At 45.1% G+C, this 23,157-nt stretch carries 26 protein-coding genes and 1 riboswitch; of the genes, 1 reads left to right on the forward strand and 25 read right to left on the reverse strand.

The features are described from left to right. Positions 1 to 130: 130 nt before the first annotated feature. The 12 genes from scpB to NYR53_RS21140 all read right to left on the reverse strand — a co-directional run bounded on the left by scpB (position 131) and on the right by NYR53_RS21140 (position 11,391). Complete coding sequence (gene scpB / locus NYR53_RS21085; RefSeq protein ID WP_261301156.1) at positions 131 to 733, reverse strand: SMC-Scp complex subunit ScpB; 603 nt, start codon at positions 731 to 733, stop codon at positions 131 to 133. Then, a complete protein-coding gene (locus NYR53_RS21090) occupies positions 717 to 1,508 on the reverse strand; it encodes a segregation and condensation protein A (RefSeq protein WP_261301157.1) in 792 nt (263 codons plus the stop codon). The genes scpB and NYR53_RS21090 overlap by 17 nt, the downstream gene beginning before the upstream one ends. 16 nt (positions 1,509 to 1,524) lie before the next feature. After that, positions 1,525 to 2,166 (reverse strand): site-2 protease family protein, encoded by a 642-nt coding sequence (locus NYR53_RS21095; protein ID WP_261301158.1) that lies wholly within the window; start codon positions 2,164 to 2,166, stop codon positions 1,525 to 1,527. Beyond that, a complete protein-coding gene (gene ribH / locus NYR53_RS21100; protein ID WP_261301159.1) occupies positions 2,166 to 2,636 on the reverse strand; it encodes a 6,7-dimethyl-8-ribityllumazine synthase in 471 nt (156 codons plus the stop codon). The genes NYR53_RS21095 and ribH overlap by 1 nt, the downstream gene beginning before the upstream one ends. Before the next feature lie 50 nt (positions 2,637 to 2,686). Then, positions 2,687 to 3,913, reverse strand: coding sequence for a bifunctional 3,4-dihydroxy-2-butanone-4-phosphate synthase/GTP cyclohydrolase II (locus tag NYR53_RS21105; RefSeq protein ID WP_290428952.1), 1,227 nt, complete (start codon positions 3,911 to 3,913; stop codon positions 2,687 to 2,689). Between the two features lie 130 nt (positions 3,914 to 4,043). Next, positions 4,044 to 4,715, reverse strand: a complete 672-nt coding sequence (ribE, locus tag NYR53_RS21110) for a riboflavin synthase (protein ID WP_261301160.1) — start codon at positions 4,713 to 4,715, stop codon at positions 4,044 to 4,046. A 16-nt stretch (positions 4,716 to 4,731) separates the two neighbouring features. Continuing rightward, positions 4,732 to 5,841, reverse strand: a complete 1,110-nt coding sequence (gene ribD / locus NYR53_RS21115; protein ID WP_261301161.1) for a bifunctional diaminohydroxyphosphoribosylaminopyrimidine deaminase/5-amino-6-(5-phosphoribosylamino)uracil reductase RibD — start codon at positions 5,839 to 5,841, stop codon at positions 4,732 to 4,734. A 236-nt stretch (positions 5,842 to 6,077) separates the two neighbouring features. Continuing rightward, positions 6,078 to 6,260, reverse strand: a riboswitch (FMN riboswitch). Between the two features lie 203 nt (positions 6,261 to 6,463). Next, positions 6,464 to 6,895, reverse strand: coding sequence for a peptidylprolyl isomerase (locus tag NYR53_RS21120; RefSeq protein ID WP_261301162.1), 432 nt, complete (start codon positions 6,893 to 6,895; stop codon positions 6,464 to 6,466). Between the two features lie 285 nt (positions 6,896 to 7,180). Then, entirely contained in the window at positions 7,181 to 8,512 is a 1,332-nt protein-coding gene (gene lysA, locus NYR53_RS21125) for a diaminopimelate decarboxylase (RefSeq protein WP_261301163.1), read from the reverse strand. A 160-nt stretch (positions 8,513 to 8,672) separates the two neighbouring features. After that, on the reverse strand, positions 8,673 to 10,163 hold the full coding sequence (locus tag NYR53_RS21130) for a spore germination protein (RefSeq protein ID WP_437180190.1): 1,491 nt from the start codon (positions 10,161 to 10,163) through the stop codon (positions 8,673 to 8,675). A gap of 176 nt (positions 10,164 to 10,339) precedes the next feature. Beyond that, complete coding sequence (locus tag NYR53_RS21135) at positions 10,340 to 10,762, reverse strand: stage V sporulation protein AB (RefSeq protein ID WP_261301164.1); 423 nt, start codon at positions 10,760 to 10,762, stop codon at positions 10,340 to 10,342. Continuing rightward, positions 10,759 to 11,391 carry a stage V sporulation protein AA gene (locus tag NYR53_RS21140; protein WP_261301165.1) on the reverse strand — a complete coding sequence of 211 codons (633 nt, stop codon included), beginning with the start codon at positions 11,389 to 11,391 and terminating at the stop codon, positions 10,759 to 10,761. The genes NYR53_RS21135 and NYR53_RS21140 overlap by 4 nt, the downstream gene beginning before the upstream one ends. Before the next feature lie 179 nt (positions 11,392 to 11,570). Between NYR53_RS21140 and NYR53_RS21145 the strand changes: the two genes are divergently transcribed. After that, positions 11,571 to 11,780 (forward strand): DUF378 domain-containing protein, encoded by a 210-nt coding sequence (locus tag NYR53_RS21145; protein WP_261301166.1) that lies wholly within the window; start codon positions 11,571 to 11,573, stop codon positions 11,778 to 11,780. 177 nt (positions 11,781 to 11,957) lie between these two features. On the opposite strand, the gene sigF is transcribed toward NYR53_RS21145, so the two are convergent. From sigF to ald, 13 genes are all read right to left on the reverse strand, one after another. Then, entirely contained in the window at positions 11,958 to 12,713 is a 756-nt protein-coding gene (sigF, locus tag NYR53_RS21150) for an RNA polymerase sporulation sigma factor SigF (protein ID WP_029192952.1), read from the reverse strand. Positions 12,714 to 12,724: 11 nt separating this feature from the next. Continuing rightward, positions 12,725 to 13,171, reverse strand: a complete 447-nt coding sequence (gene spoIIAB, locus NYR53_RS21155; RefSeq protein ID WP_029192951.1) for an anti-sigma F factor — start codon at positions 13,169 to 13,171, stop codon at positions 12,725 to 12,727. After that, positions 13,168 to 13,521 (reverse strand): anti-sigma F factor antagonist, encoded by a 354-nt coding sequence (gene spoIIAA / locus NYR53_RS21160; RefSeq protein ID WP_047674049.1) that lies wholly within the window; start codon positions 13,519 to 13,521, stop codon positions 13,168 to 13,170. The genes spoIIAB and spoIIAA overlap by 4 nt, the downstream gene beginning before the upstream one ends. A gap of 269 nt (positions 13,522 to 13,790) precedes the next feature. After that, positions 13,791 to 14,969, reverse strand: coding sequence for a D-alanyl-D-alanine carboxypeptidase family protein (locus NYR53_RS21165; RefSeq protein ID WP_261301167.1), 1,179 nt, complete (start codon positions 14,967 to 14,969; stop codon positions 13,791 to 13,793). Positions 14,970 to 15,129: 160 nt separating this feature from the next. Beyond that, complete coding sequence (locus NYR53_RS21170; RefSeq protein WP_261301168.1) at positions 15,130 to 16,431, reverse strand: pyrimidine-nucleoside phosphorylase; 1,302 nt, start codon at positions 16,429 to 16,431, stop codon at positions 15,130 to 15,132. A 117-nt stretch (positions 16,432 to 16,548) separates the two neighbouring features. Next, positions 16,549 to 16,932 (reverse strand): cytochrome c oxidase subunit II, encoded by a 384-nt coding sequence (locus tag NYR53_RS21175; RefSeq protein ID WP_261301169.1) that lies wholly within the window; start codon positions 16,930 to 16,932, stop codon positions 16,549 to 16,551. Between the two features lie 179 nt (positions 16,933 to 17,111). Then, positions 17,112 to 17,453 carry a hypothetical protein gene (locus tag NYR53_RS21180; protein ID WP_261301170.1) on the reverse strand — a complete coding sequence of 114 codons (342 nt, stop codon included), beginning with the start codon at positions 17,451 to 17,453 and terminating at the stop codon, positions 17,112 to 17,114. A gap of 248 nt (positions 17,454 to 17,701) precedes the next feature. After that, a complete protein-coding gene (locus tag NYR53_RS21185) occupies positions 17,702 to 18,556 on the reverse strand; it encodes a purine-nucleoside phosphorylase (RefSeq protein WP_261301171.1) in 855 nt (284 codons plus the stop codon). Positions 18,557 to 18,574: 18 nt separating this feature from the next. Further along, positions 18,575 to 19,402, reverse strand: coding sequence for a purine-nucleoside phosphorylase (locus tag NYR53_RS21190; RefSeq protein ID WP_261301172.1), 828 nt, complete (start codon positions 19,400 to 19,402; stop codon positions 18,575 to 18,577). A 56-nt stretch (positions 19,403 to 19,458) separates the two neighbouring features. After that, positions 19,459 to 20,634: a phosphopentomutase gene (deoB, locus tag NYR53_RS21195; protein WP_261301173.1), complete on the reverse strand. Its 1,176-nt coding sequence runs from the start codon at positions 20,632 to 20,634 to the stop codon at positions 19,459 to 19,461. A 110-nt stretch (positions 20,635 to 20,744) separates the two neighbouring features. After that, on the reverse strand, positions 20,745 to 21,641 hold the full coding sequence (gene xerD / locus NYR53_RS21200; RefSeq protein ID WP_261306464.1) for a site-specific tyrosine recombinase XerD: 897 nt from the start codon (positions 21,639 to 21,641) through the stop codon (positions 20,745 to 20,747). Between the two features lie 92 nt (positions 21,642 to 21,733). Next, complete coding sequence (locus NYR53_RS21205) at positions 21,734 to 21,979, reverse strand: DUF4227 family protein (protein ID WP_367618553.1); 246 nt, start codon at positions 21,977 to 21,979, stop codon at positions 21,734 to 21,736. Between the two features lie 51 nt (positions 21,980 to 22,030). Next, positions 22,031 to 23,146 (reverse strand): alanine dehydrogenase, encoded by a 1,116-nt coding sequence (gene ald, locus NYR53_RS21210; protein ID WP_261306465.1) that lies wholly within the window; start codon positions 23,144 to 23,146, stop codon positions 22,031 to 22,033. Positions 23,147 to 23,157: the final 11 nt, after the last annotated feature.

Here is a 23,157-nt window from a genome sequence, read left to right on the forward strand (position 1 = left end):
ACTTTGGAATCTTTGAGCGTAGCTCAAAGTCTCACCGCTTAATAAAAAACTCCGCCTGCAAGAAAAATTCTTCTCGTAGGTGGAGTTAGTATGACCCTAAAAAGGAAATGAAATGCATGTCTGCGGGATCTTATTCGGTTTCATCGCTTACATCTTCGAGAGTAATCTGCTTCTGATCTCCGCCAATTCGGTCAAATAATAGACGGGTCTCTTCTTCTAAATCGAAATTCCCTTGGAAGCTTGCCGAATCCGGCAGCTCCGTAATCGAACTAAGACCGAAATATTCTAGAAATTGCTTGGAAGTTCCGTACAAAATCGGTCTACCTACCGCATCGGCGCGTCCGACTTCCGTAATTAAGTCTTTGCCGGTTAAGGTTGCCAAGGCCCGATCGCATTTCACGCCGCGAATCTCCTCAATTTCAACTCTTGTAATTGGCTGTTTATAAGCAACGATGGATAATGTCTCTAACGCGGCTTGCGATAGGGACGATCGTGAAGGCGAATAAGCAAGACGCTCAAAATAGGGCGCATGCTCAGCTAAGGTTGTTAACTGATACGCTCCAGCTACTTCCACAATCTGAACGCCGCGACCCTTTCGTTTGAAGTCCGTTCTCATATCTTTGAGCAGATCACGAACCAAATAAAGATCAAGCTCCATGACTTCAGCTAATTGCTTGGCATCCAATCCTTCGTCGCCAGAGGCAAAGAGCAGTCCTTCAATAATTGATTTCATCTGTTGGAAATTGAGTGTCAATGTCAGAAACCTCCTCTTTTGCTTGGATGACGATGTCTTCAAATAGTTTGTACTGATAACAAATCACTTTTTTCATTTTCATTAATTCGAGTATCGCCAAGAAAGTCACGACTATTTCTTCACGTGTCATTTCGTAATCAAATAGCTTTGAGAAAAGCAGCTTACCGCCTTTAAATTTAAGTAAGTCAATAACCTCTCGAATGCGCTCTTTAACTGAAATTTCATCTCTTCGTATTCTAGTTACCACATTGCGGTTAGCCAGCTTCCTTAACGTTCTCTGAAAGGCAAACAGTAGATCTGCGACATCAAGTCCCTCTACAGGGTTCTCCTGAATGTCTGGCCGGTATGATGTCAAATCCTCTGGTTCTCGCGTGTACACGAGACTGCGTTCTACCTCTTTATCCCTGAGCATGTCGGCAATTGATTTGTACTTCCGGTATTCAATTAGCTTCGCAACAAGTTCCGCGCGAGGATCTAACGAGTCGTCCATATCATCAAAATATTCATCAAATTCAATAACAGGCGGCTTAGGCAATAGCATTTTGCTCTTGATAGAGAGAAGTGTTGCGGCCATCACAAGAAATTCACTCGTAATATCCAGCTCCAATTCATGCATAGCTTGAACATAGCCCAAGTATTGATCTGTTATTTCTTTGATCGGAATATTATAAATGTCGAGTTCATTTTTATCGATAAGATGAAGTAAAAGATCAAGGGGGCCTTCAAATGCTTCTAACTTATAGGTTACTTTCATTTCATTCTCCCCCTTGTCATAGTGAAAATAGATTCATAACAAACTGCGCGGCAAACGGATACAAATGTCCGAGCGCCCATTGACCAACTGGTGTAACCAGTAAAACAATAACCAGAATAAGTGCATAGCGTTGATTACGTGCGAACCATCCTTGCTTGCGGGAAGCAACTAGTCCTTTCAAAATAAACCATCCGTCGAGCGGATAAAGGGGTAGTATATGTATAAGGCAAATCATTACATTGACGATAACGCAGTACTGCAAATAGACTCGCCACTGTTCAACGGCAGTGGATTCTGTCCCTCCTCCCACCAAAGCCGGCAGAAAGAAATAAAGCCACCAGAAGAACAAAACGAGCAGTAAATTCGTAAAAGGTCCCGCTAAAAATACAAGTGTGTGCGATAGCCTCGGTCTCTTCTTAAAACGTGATTCATCTACCGGTATTCTCTTTGACCAGCCATAGGGACCGAAGACGATCATAGCTAGCCCCAAGGCATCTAAATGTGCCAAGGGGTTTAGCGATAATCGTTTGCTTTCTCGAGCTGTACGATCTCCGAGCAGCCAAGCTACCCCCGCATGGGCCGCATCGTGCAGCGTCATTGCGATCAGAAATGCGAACAGCCTGGGCAGCAGTGTTTCCAAATGATAATAAGAAAGCATTACGAAGTGAATTGCTTCGTCAAGTTCGCCATTTCAATCGCAGTTACGGCAGCTTCCCAGCCTTTATTTCCAGCTTTGGTACCCGCACGTTCCACTGCTTGCTCAATGGAATCTGTCGTCAAAACACCGAAAATCGTGGGAATGCCTGTTTTCAGGTTAATAGCAGAAACACCTTTTGCCACTTCGCTGCACACATAATCAAAATGTGGAGTTGATCCTCGAATTACCGCACCTAGTGTAATAACAGCATCGTACTTTCCGCTTTCAGCCATTTTTTGAGCGATTAGCGGAAGTTCGAATGCGCCTGGTACCCAAGCAATATCTACTTCGTCCTCATTAACGCCATGACGTTTCAGAGCGTCCTGTGCGCCACCCAACAATTTGGATGTAATAAATTCATTGAAACGACCTACAACGATACCATATTTCAAGTTTTGCGAAATTAAATGTCCTTCAAAAATGTTAGCCATGGTGAGATTCTCCCTTTCCTATTTGAACAAGTTATTTGGATTAGATTGGATTATATGCCGCTGCCTGAGTCATGAAAACTAAGCATATGACCAAGCTTGTTTTTCTTCGTTTGTAAATAACTGAGGTTATCAGCCTTACTCTCCATTTGAATCGGAACCCGCTCAACCACTTCAAGGCCGTAGCCTTCCAATCCTTTAATTTTGCGTGGATTATTCGTTAATAGACGAAGTTGAGTGATGCCAAGATCTTTCAAAATTTGCGCCCCAATCCCATAATCCCGAAGATCTGGAGCAAAGCCAAGCTTAATATTCGCCTCTACGGTGTCTAATCCCTGCTCTTGCAAGGCATAAGCCTTCAATTTATTGATTAAACCGATTCCGCGACCTTCCTGTCGCATATATAATAATACACCATTGCCCTCTTGATCAATCTGTTTTAATGCGGCATCCAGTTGTGGACCGCAGTCGCAGCGATGAGAATGGAAGACATCTCCAGTCAAGCACTCAGAATGAACGCGTACCAACGTTGGTTTGGAAGGGTCAATTGTCCCTTTGACAAGGGCCACGTGCTCTTTGTTATCCAGTAGGTTCGTATAGGCAATAGCCTTGAAAGTGCCAAAATCAGTTGGAAGCTTAATTTCAACTTCTCGCTCAACCAATTTCTCCTGCTGATTTCGGTAATGAATTAAGTCCTGAATCGTGATAATGCGCAAGTCATGTTTCGCTGCAATTTCCATCAGATCCGGTACACGCGCCATTGTTCCGTCTTCTTTAATAACTTCGCAAATGACGGCTGCCGGATAAGATTCGCACAAGATAGCCAAATCAACAGCCGCTTCTGTATGTCCAGTTCTGCGGAGTACGCCGCCCTTTTTGGCAATTAAAGGGAAAATATGGCCGGGTCTACGGAAATCTTGAGGTTTTGCTTCCGGATCTATCAAGCCCATAATCGTTCTTGAACGCTCATGCGCAGATATTCCCGTGCTTGTTTCTACATGGTCAACAGAAACCGTAAACGCTGTTCCGTGATAATCCGTATTCCGCGCGACCATGGGAGGCAGGTCAAGTTCTTGTGCACGTTCCTCTGTAATTGGTGCACATACGAGTCCACGTCCTTCCTTGATCATGAAATTAATGACTTCAGGTGTTGTTTTATCGGCAAGCGCGATAAAGTCGCCTTCGTTCTCACGGTCTTCATCGTCCACCGCAATAATGACTTTGCCTAGTTTGAGATCGTTAAGCGCTTCTTCTATGGTGTTGAAGATTATTTGTGTCATATTCACCTCTCCTAAGAGTTTTGCTTTAGCAAAACTATCTTCGTAAGCATAAGCTTGAGCTTTGCTTTAGCAAAGCTTTCTTCGTAAGCATAAGCTTGAGTTTTGCTTTTGCAAAACAAAATTCGTACTGCTACATAAAGCCGTTATCGGCAAGAAAGCTCGCAGTCAGCGTACTTTGCTTTTTCCCGTTTCCATCGGAAGATTCAGATGGACCGAACTTTAGTAGACGCTCCATATACTTACCTAGCACGTCACATTCTATATTGACCGAATCCCCGGCCTTTTTATCATGGAGAACCGTTTGAGCGAGAGTATGCGGGATGATGGAAACCGCCACTTCACGATCATTGACATCAACAACGGTAAGGCTTATGCCGTCAATTGTGATGGAACCCCCGGAAATGATATATCGGAAAATGTACTTATTCTCCGGTTCGAACCGATATACGACAGCATTTTCTTCGGGTATTCGTGAAAGTATCGTTGCGGTTGCATCCACATGTCCTTGGACAATATGCCCGCCGAACCGACCATTCGCTGCCATGGCCCGCTCCAAATTCACGCGTGTGCCAGTTTGTAGTTTGCGAAGATTCGTCTTGCGATATGTTTCTGGCATAACATCCACGGAAAATGAGTCGTTATCAAAGGCAATGACCGTCAAACAGACGCCGTTTACAGAAATGCTGTCACCCAGGTGGACATCTTCAAGCACTTTCTTGGCAGCGATAGTCAACACCATCGCTTGCCCTTGACTATGAATGCGGCGCATGTGGCCGATTTCTTCGATAATTCCGGTAAACATGCAAGTCCTCCATTCGTTAGCTCTTATAATTCGGATAGCCGGTTATGCAAATATCCGGACCGAACTGCTCGACCTTGAGTCGGTCGAGCGTAATCGCATCATCCATCTTCGCGAAGCCGTCGAAGTTGATGTTTACAGGTGCTGCAGAGCCACCGCCGATAATTTTCGGCGCAAACATCAGCACCAGCTTATCGATCAGGCGCCGTTCCAGCATGGCGCCGTTAAGCTTCCCTCCACCCTCTAGGAGGATGGAGCCGATTTCGCGCTCGCCGAGCTGCCGCATGGCGAGCGTCAGGTCTACCTGCGGGCCGTCCCCGCAGGTAAGGACCGTGATGCCGTGCGCTTCCAGCGCGGCACGTCTCTCTGCGGGCGCCTGAGCGCTCGCGAGCAGGATCGTCGGCTGACGATCCTGCTCCGTGAGCACCCGGGCACCCAGAGGGACTCGCAAGCGCGAGTCCGCGACGATCCGTACCGGCTGCACAGCCGGTACGTCGCCGCGCGCGCTCAGCAGCGGGTCGTCGGCGATGACCGTGCTAACGCCGACCATGATCCCCTGGTGCCGATGGCGCAGGGTGTGAACGAAGGCACGTGACGCTGGCGACGTGATCCACTTGCTGTCGCCAGTATGCGAGGCGATGCGACCGTCCAGCGTGCTCGCAGTCTTCATCGTCACATAAGGCATGCGGGTGACGATGTATTTGTTGAAGGCCTCGTTCATGGTCGCGGCCTCCTCTGCAAGCAGCCCAACCGTCACATCGAGCCCATGCTCTCTCAACTTAGCGATGCCTGTCCCAGCAACCTGCGGGTTCGGATCTGTTCCAGCGACGACAACCCGTGACACGCCCGCCTCAATGAGTCGGTCGCTGCAAGGTGGCGTCTTGCCAAAGTGACTGCACGGCTCTAATGTCACGTAAGCCGTGCTGCCCTTAGCTTCCTCGCCTGCCATTTGCAAGGCGAGAACCTCGGCATGGCCATGTCCGCGCTTCAGGTGTGCTCCCATGCCAACGATGCGTCCATTTTTCACAAGGACACACCCTACTACAGGATTAATCCCCGTCTGCCCAAGAGCACTTTCAGCCATTTGCAGAGCCAGTCTCATGTATGCTTCGTCATTCAGTACATGCACGAAGTTCACCGCCTTTCAAAATTCCTTCCAAAATTTGAATGCAAAAAGGCCCCTCCGTATATCGGATAGGGGCCAGAGATTGTCTAGATAACACGAAGAAGCTTCTACCATCCATACTTGCCGCATTTTTGATCAAATCAAACAACACCGACGTATCTGCTTCAAAAAACAGACCTGCCGAATTTTTGTTTACGTGAAAAAATGTACAAGCATGCATAGCGAAATCAAATGTTCGCGTTTTCCTTCTCCCATCCAGACTATACTGTCGGTTCCGGAATTGCACCGGATCAGCCGTAGCGAAGCTGTGTGTCAGGTACCGCTAGCTTCAAAACGGGTCACGGACTTATCGAAATCATGTAACGGGTACATGCGATCGAATCACCGCCGGTGTGGAATTTCACCACGCCCCGAAGGTTTTGCATACATATAAAAGTAACTTACAACTAAGAACTAGCTAAAAATTACTTTGGTAATGAAAAATTTATCACTCACACTTACAAAAAGCAAGTGCTTTTTTGCTTTTCATGTTAATTTCTTACTTTTTCTATGATTTCACTCGGAATTAACTCAAAAAAAGAAACCTGTTGAAATGAATCAACAGACTTCTTTTCGAAGAAACGATTTATACTTCTACAACTTCAACTTTCTCCATCAAATCTTTGCCTTTGAAAGCATCGACTAACTCCATGCCTTTGGTTACTTTACCGAATACGGTGTGTTGTCCATCCAAATGCGGTTGTGGTTGGTAAGCAATATAGAACTGGCTTCCACCTGTATTTCTGCCTGCATGAGCCATAGCCAAGGAGCCGCGCTCATGTTTGTTCGGGTTGATTTCACAGTTGATTTGGTAACCAGGGCCACCAGTTCCTGTTCCTGAAGGACAACCACCTTGTGCTACGAATCCTGGAATAACACGATGAAAAACAAGTCCGTTGTAGAAACCGGAGTTTGCTAATTTTTCAAAGTTAGCAACGGTATTCGGAGCATCGTTTTCGAAAAGATCGATAACGACTTCGCCGCCACCTGCTAGTTTAATTTTTGCTTGTTTGGCCATTTGTGGTCCACTCCTTTAGGAAATAATATCTTATTCTACTATGAAACCTTCCATTTCACAAACTGCACTATATTTCTAACACAATTCTACCCCGACCATGTTCGGTTTGACAGCGAATATGTGCTTCCCGCAACGTGTGAAGTTGCCGATATGGCTGGTCTGGTCCATGAGCAGGTTTACATCGCGACATTCGAAACTCGAACTGACATTCCATTTCGATGAAAAAAACGCAAAGAAGGAAACCCCGGAAAAGCTGAGGTTTCCTTCTTATTATTAAACAACCAATTAAACGGTCTCGCTCATCTGTTTCATTCTTGCAGGAATGATGTCATTACCCACGATATTTTCGAACGTTTCGCGTTTCACGACGAGATCACTTTGACCATCTTTCACGAACACAACGCCTGGACGGCGGATACGGTTATAATTGCTTGCCATTGCATAATTGTATGCACCTGTACAAGATACAGCGAGAATGTCTCCTGAACTTACTTTTGGCAGGTTCAGATCCCAGATCAGCATATCGCCGCTCTCACAGCATTTCCCTGCAATAGATACAACCTCGGTCGGTTGCTCTGTTGCGCGATTAGCCAACATCGCCTCATACACAGCATCATACAAAGCAGGACGTGGATTGTCAGTCATGCCGCCATCAACAGCTACATATTTACGCACCCCTGGAATATCCTTGGTTGTACCTACTGTGTACAACGTAGTTCCCGCGTCACCAACGATGCTGCGACCTGGTTCAACCCAAATTTCGGGCATCGGAAAATCATTGCTGCCGAAGTTGTCTTTAATCGCGTCTGTAATAGCTTTCACATAAACGGCAACCGGAAGTGGACTATCTTCATTCACATAACGAATTCCGAAACCACCGCCCAAGTTAATGACCTTGAACGTAATGCCTATTTCTTTGCGAACTTGAACGGCAAAGCCAGCCACTTTCTCAGCTGCCATGCGGAAGCCTTCTACTTCAAAAATTTGGGAGCCAATATGGGAATGAACGCCCAATAGTTCCACATTACTTAATTGCGAAGCTTCTTGAACTGCGCGGAATGCCGATCCATTGCCCATGTCGAATCCGAATTTGGAATCCTCCTGGCCAGTAGAAATATATTCATGCGTATGTGCCTCAACGCCCGGTGTAATCCGCAGTAAGATCTTCACCTTTTGGTGCTTCTCTTCGGCAATTGCATTCAACATTTGAAGTTCGATAAAGTTATCAACGACGAAACAGCCGATTTTGGCATCGATCGCCATTTCCAATTCAGCGATTGTTTTGTTATTGCCATGGAAATGAATTCGCTCTGCTGGGAAGCCTGCTTGGAGCGCCGTATAAAGCTCACCATCGGAAACAACATCAAGTGACATTCCCTCTTCGTCTACGATTCGGCACATCGCCATTACGCAGAATGCTTTACTTGCATAAGCCACTTGGAATTTCAGACCGGATGCTTTGAAAGCTTCTACGAATTCACGGCAGCGCCCGCGTACTAACGCTTCGTCAAATACATATAAAGGTGTGCCGTATTCTGCAACCAATTTCGTTGCATCGACACCGCCGATTTCGAGGTGGCCTTGGTCGTTTATTTTACTAGTACCATGTAAATACATAGCTTTAATTCCCTCTCTCCCTGAACCATCTTCTTGCTATATTCCGCCAAAGAGGTTAATGTACATTACTATTAAAAGTACCATATGGCATGCGCTTTTGACAATACACGCTTCGACATAAAAGCAAAAAAGGACAGGGAAATCCCCTGTCCTTTTTAGGTTATTTTGATTTTGGTTGACGTGTGCCATCGATTGGCTTTGTAATACTTAGCCGCGTTTTGCCAGCAAGCACCGGACGACGAACCAGAATCGCAAAGAAGCTTTTGGCGTTAAATGGAATAAAGGGCCACATATAGGGTGCATTAAAGGATTTCCTCGTGGCCAGCAGAATCAGCCATAACGTTGAGCCTACTACAAATCCAGGGACGTGGAAGATCGCCACGATGATTAAGAGAGCGAGCCTTACTATTCGATTAGCTAGACCCAATTCATAGCTCGGTGTCGCGAACATCCCAATGGAGGCGAGGGCCAGATACAGGATAACCTCATTGATAAAGAGACCCGTTTTTACCGCGATATCTCCAACCAAAATGGCTGCCACCAAACCCATTGCTGTAGCGAGCGGTGTAGGTGTATGTACCGCTGCCATTCGCATGAGATCAATCCCTATATCCGCTAACAAGAACTGAACCAATAGCGGCAGGGTTCCTTCCTTCTGCGGACCGAGAAATTCTAGTCCCGGCGGCTTTAAGGAAGGATCCATTACCATCATAAACCAAAGAGGGAGCAGGAAAATCGAAGCCATAATTCCAGCAAAACGTACCCACCTTAAATAAGTACCAATGAAAGGCGTTTGTCGATATTCCTCTGCATGCTGTACATGATGGAAAAACGTTGTCGGCAGGATCATGACGCTCGGCGATGTGTCCACAAAAACACATACATGTCCTTCAAGTAAATGGGCGGAGACAACATCCGGCCGTTCCGAATATCGAACCATCGGATACGGGTTCCACCCCTTATTTACAATCGCTTCTTCCAGCTGCTTTTCAGCGAGAGGAAGTCCGTCGATTTCAACATTCTTTATTTTATCTTTCACGGCTTGAACCAAGCTTGCGTCAGCAATATCATTGATATAAGCTAAACAGACATCCGTCTTGGTTCGTTTGCCGATTTGCATGATTTCCAGCTTAAATCTCTCATCGCGAATTCTACGTCTGACAAGAGTCACATTCAATAAAAGGGTTTCCACGAAGCCATCTCGAGAACCTCGCACAACCCGCTCCAAATCAGGTTCACCGATCGAGCGAATCGGAAAACTTTTGGCATCGATCGTAATGCCTGCTGTCTCCCCTTCAATGAAAAACGCCGTTCCGCCCATTAAAACTTGTCCTACGACTTCAGACATTTTCTTGTAGGTCTTCACTTGAATGTGCGGAATTAATTTTTCAATGAATGCTTCCAAGGTATGATGTGAGACGGATTCTTCATCCGCATAAGTGAGACGTGTAATGATATCGGTTAACACCGTATCTTTGGCAAATCCATTGCAATAGAAAATACCTACACGCTTGGATCCGAACACCATTTCTCTGAGGACGAGATCAAAACTTCGATCGAGCCCTACTCGTTCTTCCAGCACCCTTCGAACTTCTCGAATACTTCTGGGGATATCTTCCTGAATTTTGAGTGCCTTTTCCTCCGACGTCATGTCCGTAATCGGATTGTATGCAGATAAATTCCCTTCCTCATCTATGGCTAATTTCTCATTCTGTTCCTGTGATTTGTTCGATTCGTCTGATTCATTTCGTTCATTCGAATCATTCTGATCGCTCCCGCTTCCCCTTTTCACAATAAACTTCACTTTAGCGCCTCCTTCAACACACGTTAATAAAATAACCATTCAAACAAAGATCCAAATACTTTACCGAAAATCATCGCCATGAGCAGCAAAATCATGTAAGATCCCATGCCAACACGCTTGGCAAGAATAGGCAGCACGTTAATGATTTCTGTTAAGGCTGCCGCTAGCATGCCAACAAAACAACCGGCAAATATGCCCACTAATGCTGTTCCCATCGGAAAAAGGTGGACCTTGGCATCGCTGAAATCAACCCAAGTAAATAAAAGTGAGCCCATCACAACAGCCGCTTCATACGCATGAATTTTCGAAAACGAACGTGTGATCTGGGCAAGTCTCGGAATAATATCCAGTACCACAAGGAACGCTACCATGCCGCTGCCAACAGCGATTCCACCAGCTAATCCGATAAAAGCCGCCAAGAAGGCTCCCCCAAATAGGGTAATCACGGACGGTCTCCTTTCTCATGAATTTTGATGTATTCTTCGGTTATCACATAATGGTTTATATTTTCCTGATACATGAACATCTCCACTTCAAGCGGACTCGGTTCTTCATTGAATTTCTTCTTAAACAGATGGTTGAAAAAAATGACCATTCCAACCCCTATCCCTAAGGAATAAGGGATTTGCAGAATGAGTGGATGCTCCACCTTTTTCCCTGTCATCAATTCATAAATGCGTTGGTGAACTTCCAACATGGATACATCAGCATGAAAATTCATGATGGCCAATCCCGAACCGATGAACAAGAGCAACCAAACCAATCCGATTAGTATCGGACTTGGCTTTCTAGGATCGGAGATAATCTCGAGAAGCACATGTGGTTCTCCGAAATGCTCTATTTGCAGCTGTGGATAAAGATCTTTCACTTTACGAACGATCAGCATCATGTCAATGAGTACGCGATTACCATCTTCATGTTGAGGATGATGGATGACCAACTCGTTTAGAGCTTTCTCATATTCAGGCTCCACGAATATCTGAGCGATATGACGTAAATGCACAACATTCCCTTTGCGAACGCTAGCTTTTCGGCGAAGCCGGATGTATAGACAAGGTTTTCCCTCTCGAACCATGGTTTCACTCCCCCTCAGAGCTTTACGGTGAATCCTCCATGTATAGCAGTAGTATGCAAAATCTTTCCTTCCCATAAACACCTGATAAGATGGTAAATTCTCCAGGAATAATGTCACCTGCATTATGGCATAGTAAGATCGAATAACGATAACTTATTCCATATAAAGAAGGTGATAACATGGCGAAATTCGCGTTAACACTAGTCATTATTGGTGCGCTGAATTGGCTCTTGGTTGGGCTTTTCGAGTGGGATTTAGTTTCTGCTTTATTGGGAGGAGATTCACATCGTGAATCTTCCGGTCTAAGCCGCATCGTTTATACGATAGTAGGCTTATGCGGAATTTACTGCGTGAGATTTTATTCAGACGACAGGCACTCTGCCCGATAAACATGTTCGTGACCACAAAAAGCCGCAAACTACCCAAGTGAAGAATTCGGGTAATCAGCGGCTCTTTAATATGCAGTGCGGACTATCTAACTTGTTCAACCATTAATTTACGCTCTGTCTCTACATAGACAATAACCGTTCCTCATAAGAGGAACGGTTATTTGTCTCGAAAGACTGTTATTGAGCAATCTGATCTTTAATCGATTGCAAGATTTTCTTTTCCAACCGTGATACCTGCACTTGGGAAATACCTAGCCTGCTTGCGACCTCGGATTGCGTTTGATCTCGGAAATAACGGAGATAAACAATGAGCCGTTCTCGCTCTGACAGCGTCCCAATGGCTTCATTCAGCGCAAGCTTCTCGAACCACTTCTCACCGGACTCATCCGAAATTTGATCCATGAGTGTGATTGGATCACCATCATTCTCAAAGACGGTCTCATGGATGGAAGAGAGAGGTTTATTCGCCTCTTGCGCGAAAACAACTTCCTCCGCCGTTATCATAAGCTCCTCGGCGACCTCTTTAATCGTAGGCAATCTGCCTAACCGCTTCGACAGCTCGTCCTTCGTCTTGCGAATCTTATTCGCCAATTCTTTAAGCGAACGGCTTACTTTAAGTGTTCCGTCATCGCGAAGAAAACGTTGAATTTCACCGATAATCATCGGTACCGCATAGGTTGAAAATTTTACATCATAAGATAGATCGAATTTGTCAACGGACTTTAGGAGTCCGATACAACCGATCTGGAACAAGTCTTCGGCTTCGTATCCTCGGTTCAAGAAACGTTGAACTACAGACCAAACCAAGCGGATATTGCAGCTGACAAGTGTTTCTCTGGCGAGTCCATCTCCGGATTGGCTGAGGGCGATTAACCGTTTGACTTCCGAATCGTCTAAATAACTATGAGAAGCATGTTTCAGATCGACATCCATAGATCAAACCCCTAATTGTATAAAGCTTTTTTAGATTCAATTCGCTTCAACATGTTTATTTTGGTTCCGATTCCGACGGCCGTCACAACTTCTACTTCGTCCATGAAATTTTCCATAATCGTGAAACCCATGCCAGAACGTTCCAACTCTGGTTTGGATGTATATAGTGGCTGTTTCGCCTGTTCTAAATCAGCAATGCCTGAACCTTTATCTTCAATCGTAATCCGAACCACGTCATCATCAATTTGCGTCGAAATGATGATAACGCCATCCGTTCTATTGTTATAACCATGAATGATCGAATTCGTAACCGCTTCAGAAACAACTGTCTTGATATCGGTCAATTCATTCAGCGTAGGATCCAATTGAGAGACGAAAGCAGCAACGGCTACACGAGCAAAAGCTTCATTCTCCGAACGACTGGCAAACTCTAGAGTCATAAAGTTATGTTCGCTCATAATGCAACCTCCAAACTGGACATTGCATTGCGTTCGTTGTCCTGTATAGAAACAATCTTGAACATTCCAGAAAGCTCGAACAAGCGGTAGACAGCAGGAGCAACGTCACAGACGACCATCTTTCCGCCTTTACTCGTAATCTGCTTATAGCGACCGAGTATGACGCCTAGACCTGAGCTGTCCATGAAGGATAGATCCTTCAAACTAAGGATCAAATGGCGCGTATGCTCTTTGGCAATCGCTTCCTCCATCCTCGCCTTCACAACATCGGCTGTGTGATGATCCAGCTCGCCTTTCAATCTAACAATCAGCGCTCTTCGGCCTTGCTCGAATTCAATTTGCAGGCTCAACATGTTCACTCCTCTCAGCTGAGAGACTTTGAGCACGCTCAAAGGTCCCTCCTGTTGGACCATGAGCAAAGCTCAAAGGTCCCTATAGCGAATTTTGAGCTACACTCAAAGATCCCTAAAGCGGAGAGACTTTGAGCACGCTCAAAGATCCCTATATTAAGTCATGAAACTTAAGTTTCTACAGCTGAGAGAGAATCTCCTGCACCACGACAAAACTAGAAGAAAACTGCTAAAACTAGAAGAAAACTGCGATTATTCGCGAATTCTCATCATTTATCTGTATGAAACAGGTTCGATGTGGTTCGCTTAAATAACTTCCACCAAGATGCTTTATCTACAGCAACTGGAGACTCGAGCGGGTATTCAGCAAGCAAATTATCTCCATTGTATACAATAATTCTACCGATAGGCTGACCCATGGCAATCGGTGCTTTTAGGTTAGGTTCGAGTTTCAACTCATGTCGAATCTCCCCAGTTACGGTGCCCTTTTTCATTAAAATGCTATAATTCTGCTTCGCAACTAATGGTACTGTCGAAACCTGCCCTTTATTAATCGTAAAGCTTCCAAGACTATCGCCTGACTTAAACAAAGGATAGTTCGTAAATTGCGCAAAAGCGTAATCAAACAGCTTCGTTACTTCAGCATTCCGTGTTTTTGTATTCGGTTCACCGAGGACCACGGCAACGACGCGTAAATTTTCCCGTTTGGCTGTTGCAGATAAACAAAATTTCGCTTCGCTTGTGTATCCCGTTTTTAAACCATCCGCACCGCTGTAGAAACGCACCAGCTTGTTTGTATTCACTAGCCAGAAAGGATTGGCTGTTTCTTTTCGCAGATAGTCTTGATAAGCACCTGTAAATTTAGTGATCCCCTCATGCTTGAGCAATTCTCTCGACATGACGGCGATATCATTCGCTGTTGTATAATGATTGGCCACAGGGAGTCCGTTGCAGTTTGAGAAATGCGTATTTTTCATGCCTAATTGCTGCGCACGATCGTTCATCATTTGTACAAAATTCTCTTCCGAACCTGCGATTTTCTCAGCCATTGCCACAGAAGCATCGTTTCCGGAAGCCATGGCAATTCCCTTTAACATTTCCTCAACTGTCATCTCTTCGCCAGGCTCAAGGAAAATTTGCGATCCACCCATGGAAGCCGCATATTCACTGACTTTGACCTTCTCATCCATTTTGATGTTGCCTTTGTCGACAGCTTCCATAATGAGCAGCATCGTCATTATTTTCGTAATACTGGCCGGAGGAAGCTTTGCATCCTTATTCTTTTCGGCAATGACCGTGCCCGTGTCTGCATCCATTAACACAGCTGATAGTGCATTCGGTGTCAAATCGACCGATGGCGCCTTCTTCTCTTCCGCAAATGCGGCAGGTATAAGCAGCATCAAACATAGCTGTAAACAGATTAAACTTATTAGCCCTTTTTTTCGCATAGCAATTGTACCCCTCCTGTGATGTATGAAGTGAAAGCCTGACACTTGCAGCTTGAATGACTGCTAATCAGTCTTGACGAATTCCGCACAAAATATTCCAAAAGGGAGAAAATAAAAAAGGCACTTTCCGAGTGGAAAGTGCTTGGGCAATCATTTGGCATTAGACAATGACATCATAAATTAATTGAACTGGTGCAGGCTTGCTATTCTCGATGCGATAAGCCCCTTGAATCATGATCTCGACAGCCTTCACATCCTGTTGATTCGCATGAATGGTACAGATCGATTCCCCAACCTTCACTTCGTCACCGAATTTCTTATTCAAAGTAAGACCCACTGCATAATCAATCTGATCTTCCTTCTTCGCACGACCGGCACCAAGCAGCATCGCGGCAATACCGATTTGTTCCGCATTGATCTGATTGATATAGCCATCTTTCTCAGCGAGTACTTCGAATTGATAAGCTGCCGTTGGAAGAAGCTCAGGTTGGTCAACCACATTCGGATCGCCGCCTTGGCTTGCTATGAAGCGTTTGAACGTTTCTAACGCCTTACCATTCAAAACAATATCGCGGACAGCCACCTGAGCCTCCTCGAAGCTCTCAAACACTTTCCCCAGCAGCGACATATAGGCTGCAACCGAAATCGCTACCTCAGTCAGCTCTTTATCACCGGTACCGCGGAGCACTTCAATGGATTCACGAATCTCATTCGCGTTTCCGATTTCACGTCCTAGTGGCTGCTCCATGTCGGTAATCATAGCAATCGTGTTCCGCTTTAATTGCGTTCCGATATCAACCATCGTACGAGCCAGAGCTCTTGCATCGTCCACAGTTTTCATAAAAGCGCCTGAACCTATCTTCACGTCCAGCACTATGGCATCTGCTCCGGAAGCAATCTTCTTGCTCATAATTGAACTGGCGATTAAGGGAATCGAATCTACCGTTGCTGTTACATCCCGAAGTGCATACATCTTCTTGTCAGCAGGAGCTAAGTTACCACTCTGGCCAACGATAGCAATTTTATTCGTATTCACGGCATGAATAAAATCTTCTTTGGACAATTCAATCTGAAAGCCTGGAATCGACTCCAGCTTATCTACCGTACCGCCCGTATGTCCTAATCCTCTGCCAGACATTTTGGCAACAGGGATGCCAAGGGAAGCAACAATAGGTCCAACGATTAGGCTTATTTTGTCCCCAACCCCGCCTGTTGAGTGTTTATCCACTTTAATCCCAGCAATCTCAGATAAGTCAATCATTTCTCCCGATCCTGCCATGGCTAGCGTGAGTGAAGAAATCTCTTCACTTGTCATCCCATTGAAGAAAATAGCCATCAGTAAAGCCGACATTTGATAATCCGGAATATCACCACGTGTATATCCGTTAACGATATACGTAATTTCTTGCTCGCTTAGCACTTCAGCAGAACGTTTCTTATGGATTAAATCAACCATTCTCATGTGCATTCCTCCTTAAGATTACCTAAGAGTTTCGTTAGAAAACTTGTCTCTTATGCATACTCATCAAAATCGAAAAAAGGGAGCTGCTAGAGCCCCCTTTGATACTACCATTATTGATTAAGAAACAACTAATTTGCTTTTCATTTTAGCATGGCCTTCGCCACAAGGAAGTACACACTGAATTTCATATGTACCTGGTTTATCAAACGTTATTTGCTTGGAAGGATTTTCTTTATCCAACTTGATATCCAATCCTACGATTTCAATCGCATGTACACCTTCTTTTAAAGACAAGGAAACTTTCGTTGGCTCACCGCTTTTAACTGTGTAATCTGCAGAATCGAACTGCCAGTTAGAAGCTGCAATTTTAAGCTGTTGACCTTTGCCAGCGGCAGCCTCTGCTTCCTTAGCCACTTGGCGGTCAGAAATATCTTGAAAGAGGACTCCCAGCCCCAATGCGCCCGCAAGTATAAATAACACAAAGAAAATCCACTTTTGCATGCATATCCCCCTCATAATGTGTTCACTTCATCTATTCTACCTAACATTTAAAGACAATCCCATACATAGTCAGTGGCAAAACCTTGAATATTTTGTGACGAAATTGTGAATGTGCCTTTCCAAAAAACATCCCCCATAGCGGGGGATATCATCATTACTATTGCCCATATTGTTATAAATTACACACCACTAAGTCTTTCACGTATTTGGAAACCGCCAGCGGAAACTGTTTGTTTTTCTCTAAGAAGCGGTTGAAAAGATCGGTCTTTCTCTTTCAGCTCTCTTATATCCCGATTAATGCGGTACGTGCAATCCGGGCAAAGCTTTTGCCCACGAATCGGTTTCGAGCATGAAGCGCAGGGATAGTTCAAATTCGGATAATCCGAAAGCAGCAGCTTTCCCTCTTTGATCCAAGTATACATTTGCTCGTGTGAAACACCTGTCGCTTCAGTGAATTGCGTATTCGTTGAGCGATGATTTTTACGTAGAAATTCAAGACTGCTCATGAGCATGGAATCCATGCTTCGGCTGCAATCTGAACATTGGTTTCGCAAATTTTTCTGGAACACTTTCCCGCATCTAGGACAGTTTGCGACCATTAATTGTTGGACTGACATGCTCCATCACATCCTTGTTATGGAATGGGTATCCGTATCTAGGACACCCTTTAATATAGTTCTAATTAACTATATATTAGCATGACTTCCTCCGAATTCATAGGTCTATAGAAGCTTATTTTCATTAAAAGTTCATAAAAAATATAGCCAATTTATCCCAGACGGACCTCACGAACAAAAGCCTTAACGAGAGCAATGAACTTCGGTTTCGTCCGATTTGCGACAGCTACAACTTGCTCATGCGTCAAAGGTTCCAGCTCTTCGCCTATCGCCATATCGGTAATACACGATATCCCTAATACCTTAAGACCTGCATGACGTGCAGCAATAACTTCACCCACCGTGGACATGCCAATCGCGTCGCCGCCGATACGAGCTAACATTGTAAGTTCAGCTGGCGTACAGTAGGTTGGGCCTGTAATCCCCGCATAGACCCCTTCCTGCAGCTTCAGCGGCACGCCATCTTCTCCTACGACCGTTTGTGCCAGCTCATGCGCCAGCTTACGGTATTCGCGGTTGTAAGCTTCCGACATGTCTGGGAAACGAACACCGAGATCAGCATGGTTAGGCCCGATAAGAGGGTTATCTCCCGTCATGTTCAGATGGTCGCTGATGACCATAAGATCTCCTGCTTTGAATGCTCGATTCATGCCGCCTGCCGCGTTCGTCATCACAACGGTCTGAACGCCGATCGCTTTCATCACGTAAACAGGAAATACAACCTTTTTCATATCATAACCTTCATAATAATGAAAACGTCCCTGCATAACGATGACCGGCTTACCTTCTAGTGTGCCTACAACAAAACGACCTTCATGACCTTCAACGGTTGAAACGGGAAAGTGAGGAACCTCACTATAATCGATGGCTATCGGCTGCTCAACCTGATTCGCCATATCTCCCAATCCTGATCCCAATACTAATCCGATCACAGGCTTAACACTGCCTAAACGCTGCTCAATAAAGCTCGCTGCTTCTTTGATTTTCTCTATGTAAGTCAGTTCCATTTTGTTCTCCTCTTCTAATTAAAGTGCTTCAATAATGCCCAGTACTAATTTCAAAAACTTAGGCTTTACTTTCTCCGTCGTTTCCATAACTTCTGCATGGGAGAGCGGCTGGTCCAAAATACCTGATGCCATATTCGAAATACAGGAGAAACCAAGCACTTCAATTCCTGCATGACGTGCTACAATCACTTCCGGTACCGTCGACATACCAACGGAATCCCCGCCTAATGTGCGGAACATGCGAATCTCTGCTGGAGTTTCATAGTTAGGTCCGAGAAGTCCCACATATACGCCTTCTTGTAAGTGGAAGTTCTGTGAAGCCGCCACTTCGTGCGCCAATTTACGCAGACGCTTGCTGTAAGCTTCCGACATGTCCGGAAAGCGAACACCTAAAGCCGAATCATTCGGGCCGATGAGCGGATTGCGGTAGGTCAAATTCAGATGATCACTTATGACCATCAGATCGCCAACCTGATAAGATTCATTGATTCCACCCGCTGCATTCGTTACGATCAACGTTTTCACACCTAGCTCTTTCATGACTCTTACTGGAAAAGAAACCGTTTCCGCGCCATAGCCTTCGTAAGCATGAAAACGGCCTTTCATCACTAACACTTGCTTGCCTTGAATCGTACCCACGACCAATTCCCCGGCATGCCCTTCCACGGTGGACACTGGGAAATGGGGAATTTTCGAGTAATCTACAACGATAGGCTGCTCAATAAGATCAGCAAGAACGCCGAGACCCGAACCTAAAATCAGTCCAATTTGGGGTTTAATATTCGTTTCTTTGCTAATAAATGCAGCTGCTTCTTGAATTTTTTGAATCATGGACGTCTCGGACATAGATAGATTCCTCCTGAGCGATTTCAGTTCATATAAACTGAGTATTTCGTATTTATTTATTTTAAAAGATGTAAGAAACTCTCGCCTTGATCAGTTGCACTCACGCCAAAATTATCTGCGATAGTTGCTCCCAGATCAGCGAAAGTTCCGCGAATGCCAAGCGATGCAGGTAACTGAAAGCTTGGGCTATACAACAAAATAGGTACATATTCGCGCGTATGGTCGGTTCCCGGATGCACAGGATCATTGCCATGGTCCGCTGTAAGGATTAATAAATCCTTAGGTCCTAGACCTGCTTTGAGCTGAGGCACATAAGCATCAAATTCCTCCAGTGACCTTCCATAGCCCTCAGGATCACGACGATGACCAAACAGCGAGTCAAAATCAACAAGATTCGTAAAAGCCAGACCTTTGTATGAGGTGCCCAGAACTTCAATTGTCTTCTGAATACCATCTAGATTACTTTTCGTTGACGTGGCTTTTGTAACACCTTCACCATCAAAAATATCATTGATTTTTCCAATCGCAATCACATCAAATCCAGCATCTTTCAAATGATTCATAACTGTAGGCGCTGGCGGCTTCACGGCATAATCATGGCGATTCGGTGTACGTTTGAAAGCACCAGGCTCCCCGAGGTACGGTCTTGCAATTACTCTGCCCACCGCAAACTCATCCTGCATAGTTAACCGTCTGGCAATCTTACATGCCCGATACAGCTCTTCTAACGGAATGATGTCTTCATGCGCAGCTAATTGAAATACACTATCGGCAGATGTATAAACGATCCAAGCCCCTGTTTTCATCTGCTCTTCTCCGAGCTCATCTAAAATTTCAGTGCCTGAGGCCGGCTTATTACCTATGACCTTACGCCCTGTCTCCTGCTCAAATTGAGAAATCAATTTGGCTGGAAATCCATTGGGGAATACATTAAATGGTGTAGTGATTCGAAGCCCCATCAATTCCCAGTGTCCAGTCATCGTGTCTTTCCCAACAGAGACCTCAGCCATTTTTCCATAATATCCTTCGGGTGAATCTGTAGCAGGAATCCCTTTAATATCAGCAATGCTCCCTAGTCCCATTCGCTGTAAATTAGGGAGTGCAAATCCGTTTACTTTCTCTGCAATATGTCCTAGTGTGTGAGCGCCACTATCGCCAAATTGCTTGGCATCCGGTAATTCGCCGATGCCTACACTATCCAATACAATTAAACATATTCGTTCGAAGCGCACAAAAAGTCCCTCCACATCAATTCCTAATGTTATCCACCCTCGATTATCTCACTTCCACCCTATGAATGCAAAACAGCAGCTTCCCCCTAAAGGAAATGCCGCTGTGCAGGTTATAAATTCGCTCTCGGGTGTGCAAGGTTGTAAACGTCCTTCATTTTGAGCTTGGTGACTTGAACATACATTTGTGTCGAGGAAATATCGGAATGTCCCAGCATTTCTTGAACCGATCTCAGATCTGCGCCATTCTCAATTAAATGGGCAGCGAAGGAATGCCTTAAAGCATGCGGTGTTATCTCATTCGCGATATTCATCTCACTCGCATATTTTTTCAAAATCTTCCAAAAACCTTGCCTTGTCATCCTTGTTCCCAAATGACCGATAAATAAGGCTTCTTCATCCGTCGTTTTTTTCAATAACTTCATCCGATAATTATGTATATAAGTCGTTAAACACCGAATGGCGATTGAGCTAAGAGGAATATTGCGTTCTTTATCCGATTTACCCATACAGCGGATGAAGCCCATATGCAAATTGATATCCGTTACATTCAGAGAAATGAGCTCCGATACTCGAATCCCTGTCGCATAGAGCAGCTCGAGCATAGCCTTATCACGTGCGCCGCTTACAAGCTCAGTTTGTGGTGCATCGAGCAGCTTCTCTACCTCACCAATTGTCAGCACTTTTGGAAGCTTTTTTTCCAACTTGGGGGCCTCCACATAAATACTTGGATCTGAATCCATGACACGTTCTTTCACTAAATATTGATAAAGTGCTCGAATGGAAACCATATTACGAGACAAGGTTGCCGATGCTCGTCCGAACATTTTCAGCTGCGATAAATATCCTGAGATGTGAGTTTTCCCTGAATCTCTCCAACCCGTGATGCCTTGCTGCTGTAGATAATCAACAAATTGCTGTAGGTCTCTTTCATAGGACTCCAGCGTATTCCGCGATAGTCCCCGTTCAACTGACAAAAATCGGATGAAGGATTGCAGGTCATTCGTCATCATGCCGATATACTCCTTCGTTATCATGCCATATCTTCATAACGAATAGCATTCAACGATGCCAGTGCGAACTCCTCTTTTTTACGCTTTCTTTATTCCCCATACCAATAAAATAAACGCAAACGGTCACTCATTTTACCTGTATCCGAAACCGAAGCATGCTCGTGATAGCCAAACACCTTGACGGACTTTCCCGTTGGTGTTCTGTATTTGTTCACAGGTTGAATCCATCCGGTTAGAATAACCATAACTTGATATAGAATCACTGTCAAAGTCATAAAAAGTAATATAAACCGTAAGCGAACAAGGAGTTTTCGATATGAAAATATCATAGCCATTCCTCATTTCTATCCCCTTTTTAAGATCAAGATATGAGGCTTGTTCTCTGATTATGACAGATCGGACAACTTCACATACGGCATTCCTAGAGCCTCAGCCACCGCGGGATGCGTTACGCTTCCCTTGTACGTATTCACGCCTAATTGGAGTGCGTAATTAGCTTCTATTGCCTGTGTAAAACCTTTATTGGCAAGCTCCATGGCATAAGGTATCGTCACATTGGTTAACCCAAGCGTTGAAGTTCGCGGAACGGCACCAGGCATATTGGCAACCGCATAATGCAGCACACCATGCTTCTCATAAGTGGGATTGCTGTGAGTTGTCACACGGTCAATCGTTTCAATCGATCCACCTTGGTCCACAGCAACATCCACAATGACAGCGCCTGGCTTCATGCTTTGAACCATAGCTTCCGTTACTAATCTTGGAGCTCTTGCGCCAGGAATAAGAACAGCGCCAATTAATAAATCCGCCTTCTGTACAGCACTCGCAATATTATGTGGATTAGACATTAATGTTCGCAGTCTTCCCCCGAATATATCGTCCAGAGCTCTCATCCGATCCGCACTCCGTTCAATAATCACAACATTAGCTCCAAGTCCTAGCGCCATTTTGGCCGCGTTCGTTCCAACGATCCCTCCGCCCAAAATAATGACATCAGCTGGCGGCACACCTGGAACACCACCCAATAATATTCCGCGTCCCCCATAGAACTTTTCCAGAAAGTGGGCGCCGATCTGTACCGACATCCGGCCAGCTACTTCACTCATCGGTGTCAAAAGCGGAAGTGAGCCATTCGGAAGTTGAATTGTTTCGTAGGCAATCCCTGTCACTTTCTTACTTAGCAAATGTTCTGCCAAGTCTCCTGCTGCTGCCAAATGCAAATATGTGAACAACATCTGGCCTTCTCGGAAATAACCATACTCTGCGGGTAGTGGTTCCTTGACTTTCATTATCATATCGCTGGAGGCCCATACCTCAGCTGCATCCGCGACAATAACGGCACCTTCACGAGCATAGTCCTCATCCCCGAAGCCGCTGCCAACTCCAGCTCCAGCTTCAACAAGCACTTGATGTCCTGCCATCAAGAGCATACCCGCTCCGCCAGGCGTTAACGCCACTCTGTTTTCATTGTTTTTGATTTCTTTTGGAACCCCAACTACAATAGGCTGCTGTG

The sequence above is a fragment of the Paenibacillus andongensis genome, from assembly GCF_025369935.1.
In the GTDB taxonomy this organism is placed as follows: Bacteria; Bacillota; Bacilli; order Paenibacillales; family NBRC-103111; genus Paenibacillus_E; species Paenibacillus_E andongensis.